General features: G+C 68.9%; 12 protein-coding genes. All 12 read right to left on the bottom strand.

The features are described from left to right. The coding region (locus WC555_RS14635; protein WP_373254740.1) for a TonB-dependent receptor plug domain-containing protein at window positions 1-1,142 on the bottom strand (1,142 nt) is incomplete at its 3' end. Window positions 1,143-1,357: 215 nt separating this feature from the next. Continuing rightward, the gene (gene ftsA, locus WC555_RS14630) at window positions 1,358-2,686 is read right to left on the bottom strand and encodes a cell division protein FtsA (protein ID WP_370461015.1); all 1,329 of its coding nucleotides are present in this window, start codon (window positions 2,684-2,686) and stop codon (window positions 1,358-1,360) included. Window positions 2,687-2,700: 14 nt separating this feature from the next. After that, on the bottom strand, window positions 2,701-3,588 hold the full coding sequence (locus WC555_RS14625; RefSeq protein ID WP_373254738.1) for a cell division protein FtsQ/DivIB: 888 nt from the start codon (window positions 3,586-3,588) through the stop codon (window positions 2,701-2,703). Beyond that, entirely contained in the window at window positions 3,576-4,511 is a 936-nt protein-coding gene (locus tag WC555_RS14620) for a D-alanine--D-alanine ligase (protein WP_373254736.1), read from the bottom strand. Before WC555_RS14620 ends, WC555_RS14625 begins: the two co-directional genes overlap by 13 nt. Window positions 4,512-4,787: 276 nt before the next feature. Next, window positions 4,788-5,552: a DUF2189 domain-containing protein gene (locus WC555_RS14615; RefSeq protein WP_373254733.1), complete on the bottom strand. Its 765-nt coding sequence runs from the start codon at window positions 5,550-5,552 to the stop codon at window positions 4,788-4,790. Between the two features lie 85 nt (window positions 5,553-5,637). Next, window positions 5,638-6,561: a UDP-N-acetylmuramate dehydrogenase gene (murB, locus tag WC555_RS14610; protein WP_373254731.1), complete on the bottom strand. Its 924-nt coding sequence runs from the start codon at window positions 6,559-6,561 to the stop codon at window positions 5,638-5,640. Then, entirely contained in the window at window positions 6,558-6,932 is a 375-nt protein-coding gene (locus WC555_RS14605) for a glyoxalase superfamily protein (RefSeq protein ID WP_373254729.1), read from the bottom strand. Before WC555_RS14605 ends, murB begins: the two co-directional genes overlap by 4 nt. Continuing rightward, window positions 6,925-8,358, bottom strand: a complete 1,434-nt coding sequence (gene murC / locus WC555_RS14600) for a UDP-N-acetylmuramate--L-alanine ligase (RefSeq protein WP_373254727.1) — start codon at window positions 8,356-8,358, stop codon at window positions 6,925-6,927. The genes WC555_RS14605 and murC overlap by 8 nt, the downstream gene beginning before the upstream one ends. Before the next feature lie 48 nt (window positions 8,359-8,406). Continuing rightward, a complete protein-coding gene (scpB, locus tag WC555_RS14595) occupies window positions 8,407-9,066 on the bottom strand; it encodes an SMC-Scp complex subunit ScpB (protein WP_373254725.1) in 660 nt (219 codons plus the stop codon). After that, on the bottom strand, window positions 9,063-9,881 hold the full coding sequence (locus WC555_RS14590; protein WP_373254723.1) for a ScpA family protein: 819 nt from the start codon (window positions 9,879-9,881) through the stop codon (window positions 9,063-9,065). Before WC555_RS14590 ends, scpB begins: the two co-directional genes overlap by 4 nt. A gap of 4 nt (window positions 9,882-9,885) precedes the next feature. Next, entirely contained in the window at window positions 9,886-10,935 is a 1,050-nt protein-coding gene (gene nagZ / locus WC555_RS14585; RefSeq protein WP_373254722.1) for a beta-N-acetylhexosaminidase, read from the bottom strand. A gap of 7 nt (window positions 10,936-10,942) precedes the next feature. Beyond that, window positions 10,943-11,250: SPOR domain-containing protein (locus tag WC555_RS14580; RefSeq protein ID WP_373254719.1), on the bottom strand; the 308-nt coding region annotated here is incomplete at its 5' end.

The raw sequence follows: 11,250 nt of genomic DNA, 5'->3' as shown, positions 1-11,250 counted from the left end.
GAGGTCGATTCCGGCGTCCGCGACAGCTGGCCGAAGTCGGCGCCGTTATCGCCGTCGCCGCCGACATTGATGGTCCGGTTGGCGCCGGTGGCGCCGATCCGCGTGCCGAAGTCGGCCAGGCGAGCGGTCGCGCCCTCGAAGACCCAGGTCTTGCCGGGCTGGACGTTGAAGCAGTTGGCGGCCTGGACGGTGGAGCCGTTGATCGTCGTCGAGCAGGAGACGAACGGGATGTCCGGGTCGTTGCGCGGGCTGGCCGCCTGGTTGTTCGCCAGCGTGGTCTGGCCCCAGCGCAGGATCTGCAGCTGCCGGCGGTTGAAGATCACCGTATTGCCGGTGTCGAAGATGCCGTCGGAAACCGGTCCATCGGCGGCGGCGGTCGGATCCGCGTCGGCGCCGAAGGTGCCCGGGTTGGCCCGATACCAGTCGATGTCCAGAATCCGGACTTCGTCGTTATGGTCGTATTCGCCGAACGCCCAGAGGTTCAGCCGGTCATCCAGCAGGTTTGCGCCGACGAGGACCGAGGCCCGGGTGTTGGCCTGGCCGTCCTGGTTGATCATGCCGTAGTTGGCGTCGATCTCCATGCCCTCGAAGTCCTTGCGGAGCACGAAGTTCAGCACGCCGGAGACGGCGTCGGCGCCGTAAACCGAAGAGGCGCCGCCGGTGACGATCTCGATGTTCTCGATCAGCAGGCGGGGAATGGTGTCGATGTCGACGGCCAGCGAACCGCCGTTGGAGCCGACCTGGCGGCGGCCGTTGATCAGGGTCAGGGTGCGGCCCGAGCCCAGCGAGCGCAGGTTGGCCAGCGACAGACCGCCGTCACCCAGGTTCGACCCGGTCGTGTCCGACGGGACCACCGAGTTCGACAGGGCCGGAATGGTGGCCAGATAGTCGATCATGGTCGTCTGGCCGGTCGTCAGCAGATCCTCGCGCGCCACGGTGATGAGCGGCGTCGGCGCGTTGGTCGGGTCACGACGGATGCGCGAACCGGTGACGACGACTTCGCCGATTTCGGTGGCGTCCTGGTCGGCCTGACCCTGGACGTTCACGCCCGGAAGCTGATCCTGGGCGAAGGCCGGAGCCGTGACAGCCATGACGCCCGCGAGGATCGTCGAGCCAAAGAGGTACTTGCGCTTGAGAAGCATGATGTTTGGGCCCCAACCAAAGAATGGATGCAATAGGCAACGCCCGCCTGGTGACGGTCGCTGCTTCGGACGGCCACGCTAACAGTAAAGAGGCGGGCGGCAAGGGATTGTGTCCGCTTCACGGCCACTCCGGCATACCGTTGTTACAATACGGACACAGTGTCGCCACGCGCCTGACAAGCGCGCCCGGCCGCTCGGCCCGGGGGCAGGCGCATTCAGAGGTTTTCGCGCAACCAGCCGGCCGCCCGCGCCACAATCCCGCCTTGATGGATGCGCGGAGCATCTGCAGCCGAGAGTTGTCTGGACATCAGCTTCCGGGCGGAAACGGCCTCGCGCGGACCATAGGCGGCGCGGAGCAGAACACCCGCCGCCGAGCAGAAGGCCGGGCCCGACGCCGCGTCTGCAAGGTGGGGCGCGCGCTGGGGCTTGCCCAGCCGCACGGGGCGGTCGAACACCCGCACGGCCAGTTCGCGCACGCCGTTCAGCTGGCTGGCTCCGCCCGTCAGGACCAGGCCCGCGCCGGGCTCCAGGCCCACGCCGGCGTTGCGCAGGCGATCGCGCAGCAGCTCCAGCGTCTCCTCGACGCGCGGGGCGATGACGGTCTTCAGCATGGCGCGCTGGACGAAGATCGGTCCCGCCGAGGGATCCTCGCCGCGCGGCGGGGCCTCCAGCATCTCGCGATCCTCATTGGCCGAGGCCATGGCCGAGCCGTGCAGGGTCTTGAGCCGCTCGGCCCCGGCCTTCGACGTCGACAGACCGCGGGCGATGTCGGCGGTCACATGATCGCCGCCGACGTTGAGGGATTCGATGTGCAGCAGGGAGCGTCCGCCCCAGACCGCCGCCGAGGTCGAGCCGCCGCCCATGTCGATGCAGACACAGCCCAGATCCATCTCGTCGTCTTCCAGCGCCGCCAGCGACGACACCACCGGCGCGGCCGCCACGCCCTGCAGATCGAGGTGGGCCAGCTCGAGGCAATGGCTCAGCCCGTTGAAGGCGCTCTCGGACATGGAGACCACCAGCAGGTCGAGGCCCAGCGAATGGCCCTTCATCGAGCGGGGATCGTGCACGCCCCTTGCCCCGTCCACCGACCAGGCGATGGGCAGAACATGGATCGGGCGTCGGTTCGGCAGGCGGATCTGGGCCAGAGCCATGGCGATGGCGCGCGCCAGATCGGCGTCGCCCACAGGCGTGGCCCCCAGCGAAACCCGCGCCTGGACGCGGTGACTGGCCATCTGGCCGATGGCGGTGGTGACGACGACGCCCGAGACCGGAGAACCGGCGGCGCGCTCGGCCCGCTCGACCGCATGGCCGATGGCCTGAGCCGCCTCGTCCATGTTGACGATGCCGCCGCCGCGCACGCCGCGCGACTGGACGTGCCCCGCCCCCGCGACGCGGATGGTGCGGTCGGCGTGACGCACGCCCTCGGGCTTCATGATGAAGCAGGCGACCTTTGACTGGCCGAGATCCAGCGCCGCCACGACGGGCGCGCGTCCCGCGGCGCCCTTGGCGCCGTCCACAGTTTTGTCCACAGACCGTCCGGCCATAAGCGTTCCCTACCCTACGCGGCGCCGGCGGAGGGCCGGACGGCGACCTCCCCCGGCGTTCTCAGATCGATGCGGTCGAAGCCCAGCTCCAGCAGCCGTTCGCGCTGGTCCAGCGCATCGAGCTGGATCAGGGCGGCGTCCTGGTCGGTGGCGGGCAACTGGATCAGGCTGCCGTCCTTCAGTCTCAGGTCCCAGCGGCGTTCGTCGACGCGGACCAGCGCCTCGACCCGCGCCTGCAGGCCGGGTCTCTGGGCGATCAGCGGCAGGACCTCGGAGGCGGCCTGTTCGGCGCCCTTGCCGACGACCAGCGGCAGGTTGGGATAGCGGCCGGCGTCGGCGCCGGCGATCACGACGCCATGGCTGTCGATGACCCGGTTGCGGCCGCCGGCCTGCCACACGGCCAGACGGTCATGCTCGGTCACATGGACGATCAGGGTGTTGGGCAGCAGGCGCACCACGCGCGCGCCCTTGACCCAGCCGACCTGTTCGACCCGGCGGCGCACGGCGTCCAGGTCGATGGACGTCATGGGCTGGTCGGCCTGCAGCTGAACGGCGCGCTGGATGGTGGCGGTGGCTTCGGGGGACTCGCCCTCGATGAAGACCTTTTCGAGTTTCAGGCCCATGCCCGCCGCGGCCCCGTCGACGCCGTGGCTGATGGAGGCGCCGATCCGCTCGGCGCGCGCGCCGGTCGCCAGAACGGCCGCCAGAACCACGACGCCGGCGACGATGGAAATGATGACCGCGCGGGGAGACAGATCGAGGCGGCCCAGCGCCGCCATCTTGCCCGGCGTGGCCTGGGCGTTGCGGGGCGCGCGACCGCGCCCCTGTGATTTGGGAGCCGCGCCGCGTTTTGCAGGCTGGTTCGAACTCTGTCGCCGACCGCCGCGAACTACCGCGGGCATGAGGCGTCCTCCACCATCCACCGCACCAAAGCTTTATAGTCCATCCCGACATGGGCGGCCTGCTCGGGACTGAGCGAGGTCGGGGTCATGCCGGGCTGGGTATTGACCTCCAGAAGGACCAGATCGTCCTTAATATCGTCATAACGAAAGTCCGATCGCGACACGCCGCGGCAGCCCATGGCCGTGTGCGCCAGCTCCGATTCCCGCAGCGCCCGCTCGAACACATGCGGCGGCAGAACCGCCGGCAGCACGTGGTTGGAGCCGCCCGGCGCGTATTTGGCCTCGTAGTCGTAGAAGCCCTTCGTCGGGGTGATATCGGTGATGGTCAGGGCCCGCGGCCCCGACTTTTCCCCAAGCACGGTGACCGCCAGCTCCTTGCCGGCGATGAAGGGCTCGACCATCACCTGTTCGCCATAAGTCCAGGCGGCCTCGCCCGGCGCCGCGCACGGCGGCTCGCCTTCGCGCACCAGATAGACGCCGACCGACGACCCCTCGGCGTTCGGCTTGATCACATAGGGCGGCGGAATGACGTGGCCCCGCGCCACCTCGAAACGGTCGAACAGGCCGCCGCCGGGGACGACGACGCCCGCGGCGCGCAGCACGGCCTTGGACTTGTCCTTGTCCATGGCGAGAGCCGAGGCCAGCACGCCGGAGTGGGTATAGGGAACGGCCAGGGTTTCCAGCACGCCCTGGACGCAACCGTCCTCGCCCCATTCGCCGTGCAGGGCGTTGAAGACGACATCGGGCTTCAGCGCGGCCAGCACCTGGGCCAGATCGCGGCCGGCGTCGACGCGGGTGACCCGGGCCACCTGCCCTTCGAGGGCGTCGGCGCACATCCGGCCCGAGGACAGGGACACCTCCCGTTCGGACGACAGTCCGCCCATCAGGACGGCGACGTGCAGGTCTGCGAACGGGCGGGTCATGGGAGGATCAACTCGAAGCGGGCGGCCGGACCCTCTTGATCTCCGATCAGGGTTTACGTCGCGTTTACTTTGACGTCGACGCGCGCGGTTTCGACACGTTCAGGCCTGTGAGGTCCACGGGGTCGACGCATGATGAAAGGGTGTGGGCGGTGTCGCGCGAGATCGTCCGCCAGTATCAGCCCGAGACGCCGCGTTCACGCGACCGCCTGGTCGCTTCGTCGGGTAGCGGGCCTGATGCGTTTCGTCGTTCGCGTGACGGCGCCCGTCAAACGGCTGTCAGCGATCCTCCACCAGGCTGCGGTAGGCGCGCCAGCTGGCGAGACCCAGCCAGGGGAAGATGACGATCAGGGCCAGGAATCCGGTCGCTGCCGACAGCAGCAACAGCACGGTGATGATCACGGCCCAGAGAAGCATTGGGAAAAAATTCGCATTGACCGCGCGCACACTGGTCGCGACCGCCGCGAAGACGTTGGCGCTGGGGTTGAGCAGCATGGGCGCGGACACGACCACCAGGGCGAAGGTCACAAAGGCCAGGACGCCGCCGGTCACCGTTCCGGTCAACAACATGGCGCGCCCCTCGCTCGAGCCGACGGCGAAGGCGACCAGGGAGTCCACGTCGCGATGTATCTGATAAGTCGACAGGCCGTAGACGATCTGCGCGACACGACCCCAGAGGAAGTAGATCATCACGAGAAGCAGGCTGAGATAGGCGACGTCCTGGCGGAAGGCGGCGCGGACGAACAGGATATGGCCCAGCCCGGGGCGCTCCCCCAGCTCAATCCTGCGGCCGGCCTCGTAAGGGCCCATCGCAAGGATGGGCGCGACCATGACGAACCCGATCGTCAGCACGATCATCCAGAATGCGCCGTTGGTGACATAGACGCCGTAGCAAAGCGCCAGGCTGGCCGCCGCGAGGCCGAGGCCGTACAGAAGCAGCGACGCCGGCGCCTTCGTCAGATCCCGCCAGCCCTCTGCCAGCCAGCCAAACGGCGCAGAGAGCCTGATCGTCCTGATGGCCGGCAGGCCCAGCGTCCCGTCCATACTTCCCCCCGGTCGAGTCCCTGAATGGTCTGGCTTCGGGGAAGGATGTCGCCGATCCCCACCGCTGGCAACCATCCCGAACGGATCACTTCGGGTTTGGCGCCGGGCGGCCGATGCGTTTGATTTCCCAGTCGAGCTGGACGCCGGTCTTGGCCAGGACATCCGCGCGCACGGCGTCGCCCAGCCCCTCGATATCCGCCGCCGTCGCCTCGCCGGGGTTGATCATGAAGTTGGAATGGAGCTCGCTGAACATGGCCCCGCCCCCGGTCGCCGTGAACAGCTTCCCGCGCCAGCCCGCCTCATCGACCAGCTTCCACGACGATTGCCCCGGCGGGTTCTTGAACGTCGAGCCGCCGGTCTTGTCGCGGATCGGCTGGGTCAGTTCGCGGCGCGCGGTGATCTCGGCGATGCGGGCGGCCACGGCCTCGGGATCGTCGGGCGTCCCGCGATACGTCGCCTCGATCCAGATGATGTCGGCCGGCGCCTCGGAGTGGCGGTAGGTGTAGCCGAAGTCGGCCAGCGCATAGTCGACCCGCTCGCCAGCCCGCGTCAGCCCCCGGGCCGACACCAGGATGTCCTTGGTCTCCGCGCCATAACAGCCGGCGTTCATGGTCAGGGCCCCGCCGATGGTGCCCGGAATACCCGCATAGAACTCCAGCCCCGCCAGCCCCGCCTTGGCCGACGCCTTGGCCACCATCGAGTCCAGCGCGCCGGCGCCCGCCGTAATCGTGTCGCCGTCGGTGGTGATCCCGGCGAACGGCCGCCCGGCCAGCCGGATGACCACCCCCTCGACCCCGCCGTCGCGGACGATGACGTTGGAGCCCACGCCGAGCACCGTCACCGGCACGGCCGGGTCCAGCGCCTTGAGGAAGTCGGCCAGGTCGTCGGCGTCAGCAGGAATGAACAGGGCGTCGGCGCTCCCGCCCACCCGGAACCATGTGAACGGCCCGAGCGGCTCGTCGCGCAGCAGCTTGCCGCGGACGGGGGGAAGGGTGTCGCGCCAGCTCATGAAGGCTCCTGGCCCGGGGTTTCATTGGGATAGGGGAAGAACAGCTCGTTGCCGTCCGGATCGACAACGACCATGAGTTTGTAGCCCCACCAGCCGTCCTTCACCTCGACGCCGCGGCCTTCAAGCTCGGCTCGCAGTGCATCGAGGACTGGCTCATCCAGCGAAATGAACATCAGACCCTTGCCGACACGTTCTGGCCATTGCGATCCAAGAATCAGGTCGCACCCTTGGCGGCTGACCTGGGCGACGCGAGTCACGCCGGCCTCGTCGAACGACCAGTCGCGGGTGAAGCCGAGCCGGTCGACATAGAATTCCAGCGCGCGCGCGACGTCGGCGACGCCGAGAACGGCGCGCGGATACCACTCAGACAACCAGCCCCTCCAGCTGCCCCGGCAGCGCATAGGCCCACTGGGTGATGTCCCCCGCCCCCAGCAGCACGACCAGATCGCCGTCCCTGGCCTCCGCCGCGATCACGCCCGGCAAGGCCTCGACGCTCTCCAACGGCTGCACCGAACGGTGGCCGAAGCGGCGGATGCCCTCGACCAGGGCGTTCTTGTCCACCCCCGCGATCGGGGTCTCGCCGGCCGCATAGACATCGGCCACGAACACCGCATCAGCGTCGGAGAAACAGGTCGAGAACTCCTCCATCAATGACTCCAGCCGCGTGAACCGGTGCGGCTGGACGACGGCGATGACCCGGCCCTCGGCCACCTGACGCGCGGCCTTCAGCACCGCCGCGATCTCGACCGGATGGTGGCCGTAGTCATCGACGATGCGAACGCCGCCGACCACGCCCGTGGTGGTGAAGCGCCGCCGCACGCCGCCGAAGCCCGCCAGACCGGCCTTGATCGCCTCGTCCGACACGTCCAGCTCGCGCGCCACGGCGATGGCCGCCAGCGCATTGGAGACATTGTGCCAGCCGGCCATGGGCAGGTGCAGGCCTTCGATCCGGATCGGCTCCTCCAGGGCGGCGAGACCCTGTTTCTGGATCACCACATCGAAGCGGCAGCCGTCAGGCGCCATCTGGCAGTTGTCGGCCCGGACCATGGCCTGGGGGTTGATCCCGTAGGTGACCAGCCGCCTGTTATCGATCGAGGCCACCAGCCGCTGCACCTCGGGATGGTCGAGGCAGACGGCGGCGAAACCGTAGAAGGGGATGTTCTCGACGAAGTCCACGAACGCCTTCCGCACCCCGTCGAAGTCGCCGTAGTGATCGAGGTGCTCGGGGTCGATATTGGTGACGATGGCCACCGTCGACTTCAGGCGCAGGAAGCTGCCGTCGCTCTCGTCGGCCTCGACCACGATCCAGTCGCCGTCGCCGACCTTGGCGTTGGTGCCATAGGCGTTGATGATGCCGCCGTTGACCACCGTCGGGTCCAGGCCGCCGGCGTCGAGAATGGCCGCCACCATCGAGGTCGTCGTGGTCTTGCCGTGCGTGCCGCCCACCGCGATCGAGAACTGCAGGCGCATCAGCTCGGCAAGCATCTCGGCCCGACGCACCAAGGGAATGCGGCGCTCGCGGGCCGTGACCATCTCCGGATTGGTCGGCTTGACGGCGGTCGAATAGACCACGGCCGAGACGCCGTCGCCGACGTGGGCGGCGTCATGGCCGATGAAGATGCGCGCGCCGAGCCGCTCCAGACGTTCGGTGTTGGCGCTGGCCTTGGCGTCCGAGCCCTGAACCGAATAGCCGATCTTGAGCATGATCTCGGCGATGCCGCTCATGCCGATGCCGCCGATGCCGACGAAATGAACGGGACCGAGGTCGAAGGGTACGGGGCGAAGTCGAGCGATCATCCCAGCGGATTAGCAAGGGTTCGGGGGGATTGCACCACCCCGCTGCGATCAGTCTTCGGCCACGAAATCCTGGGCGAACTCGGGAGCGTCCTCGTCGCCGGGCAGCAGGGGTTCGTCGTCGCCGTCGCCGGCGCGCGACGGGTCGGGCACCTCGAAACCGACGGGAATGGACAGATCCAGCAGGCCGGCCGCCTTCATCTCCTGCACGCCGGGCAGGTCGTAGAGGCTGGCGAGGCTGAAATGCTCGAGGAATTTGTCGGCGGTGGCGTAGGTGACAGGACGGCCGGGGGTACGGCGGCGGCCCTTCAGCCGGACGAAGCCCATCTCCAGCAGCAGGTCCAGCGTCCCCTTCGACAGCGAGACGCCGCGGACGCTTTCAATCTCGGCGCGGGTGCAGGGCTGGTGATAGGCGATGATGGCCAGGGTCTCGAGCGCGGCCTTCGACAGCCGGCGCGGCTCCTCCCGCTCCTCGGTCATCAGGAAGCCGAGGTCGGCGGCGGTGCGGAAACGCCAGCGGTCGGCGACGCACTCCAGCTCCACGCCACGGCCTTGGTAGCGCTCGCGCAGGGCCGAAATGGCGCCGCCCACGTCGGCCCCTTCAGGGAGGCGGCGCGCCAGCTCCGCCGCCGACAGCGGCCCGGCGGCGGCGAACAGCAGGGCCTCGACGCGGCGTTCGATCTCTCCGTGGTCGGGTGCGAACTGGATCACGGCATCAGCTCCAGCGGCTGCCCGCGCCCGCGGCGCTTCAGATACAATTCGGCGAAGGCCTCGGCCTGTTTCACATCCATGGCTCCCTCCTTCACCAGCTCCAGACTGGCCGAGAGCGTCGAGGCGGTAAAGCTGGCCTGGGTCGGGCCCTCGGCCTCGCTGCGGGCCGGCGCGACCTGTTCCAGCGGCGTCCATTGCTCGAGCCGGGGCAGGATGTCCCGCAGCCAGTCCCGCGCCGCCTCAAGGGCGAAGGCCTCGACCCGCTGGCCGGGATTGTACTGGCGCTGCCCCTCGCGCCGGCGCTGCGTCACATAGGCCGCCATCAGCTCGTACAGGCTGGCGTCGATCTGGTCGGAGGGGATGATCACGGTCGCCTCGGGATCGCCGCGGGTGAAGACGTCGCGCTTCAGCCGGGGCCGGCTGGTGATGGCCTCGACCGCCTTGCGCATGGCCTCCAGCTTCTGCAGGCGGAAGGCCAGGGCGGCGGCCATCTCCTCGGCCGGCGGCTCCTCTCCCTTCTTGTCGGTGCGGGGCAACAACAGGCGCGACTTCAGATAGGCCAGCCATGAGGCCATCACGAGATAGTCCGCCGCCAGCGCGAAATTCCGCCGCCGGGCCTCGTGGACGAAGGCCAGATACTGCTCCGCGAGCCTGGTGATCGACAGCTTCAGCAGATCGACCTTCTGCGTCCGCGCCAGCGCCAGCAACACGTGCAGGGGCCCCTCATAGCCTTCCAGATCGACCACGAAGGCCTCGCGGTCATCGACCTGTTCGGCGGCGGTGAAGTCCAGATTGGGCTGGAAGGCGTCGGTCATGGGATCAGGCCTGGGCCTCGCCGACGTCCGGGCCACGCACGGCGTCCAGCTTCCCGGCCAGCAGGGCGGCGAACCGCTCCCGGGCCTCGGGCTCATCCAGCGGTTCAGGCGTGTGGACGATGCGCGCCATGGCGGCCTCGGCCCGTTTCGCCGACGAGCCTTTCAGCCTGCCGACGCCCTCGGCCACTTCCCGCATCTCAGCAAGGTCGCCGTTGCAGTGCAGGACCACGTCGCAGCCGGCCTTCAGGGACGCTTCGGCCCGTTCCCGCAGCGAGCCGGACAAGGCCTTCATCGACAGGTCGTCGGTCATGATCAGCCCGCCAAAGCCCAGCTGATCGCGCATCAGGCGGATCGCCTTCTTCGAGGTCGTCGCCGGCCGCTTCGGATCGATCGCGTCGAACACCACATGCGCGGTCATGGCCAGAGGCATGTCCGACAGCGCCTTGAACGGCGCGAAGTCCCATCCGTCCAGCGTCACCAGATCGGCGTGCACCACCGGCAGGTCGTGGTGGCTGTCGGCGAAGGCGCGGCCGTGCCCGGGCATGTGTTTGATCACCGGCAGGACCCCGCCGGCCAACAGGCCCTCGGCCGCCGCCCGGCCCAGTTGCGCCACCGTGGCGGGATCATGGGCGTAAGCCCGGTCGCCGATGATGTCGTGGGCGCCCGGGACCGGTACATCCAGCACCGGGGCGCAGTCGACATTGACCCCGACGGCCTTCAGATCATGCGCGATCAGCCGTGCTCCCAGCCGCACCAGTTCCCGCGCCGCCAGCGGATCGTTGGTCGCCTTCAGATAGGCTTCGCCCGGCGGATATTTCCGCCAGTGCGGCGGGCCCATCCGCTGCACCCGGCCACCCTCCTGGTCGATCAGGATCGGGCAGGCCGGGTCGCCGATGCAGTCCCTCAGTTCGGCGGTCAGGGCCCGCATCTGCTCGGGGCTGTCGACGTTGCGCCGGAACAGGATGAAGCCCCACGGCCGCGCGTCGTCGAAGAAGGCCTTTTCGGCCTCCGTCAGCCGAAGGCCGCTGCAGCCGTAGATCGCGGCGGAGGTCATCCGCGCATCAACGCACGAAGCAGTCGCCGCCGCCGGCCTTGATCGCGTTGCAGAGGCCGGCGGCCTGTTCGCGGCTCAGTCCGGTGACGGTGGTGCGATAGACGGTCGAGCCATTGGACGCCGTCACCTCCTGCACCCGCTTGTCGGCGCCGCTGGTGAACTGCGGATAACGGCCGACGACTGCGGCGAACTCGCGGTCCGCCAGGCTGGGAGTCGAGAAGGCGCCGATCTGGACGCCCGAGGTTCCGCCGACGGCGGGCGCGGGCCGCGGCTCGGCCTTTTCGGCGGGAGGCGCGGCGGGGGTCGGACGCGGCG

Origin of the sequence: Brevundimonas sp. (assembly GCF_041648615.1) — a bacterium.
In the GTDB taxonomy this organism is placed as follows: Bacteria; Pseudomonadota; Alphaproteobacteria; order Caulobacterales; family Caulobacteraceae; genus Brevundimonas.
Note: the sequence above shows the minus strand (reverse complement) of the source record. Positions and strands in the feature narration are given on the sequence as shown.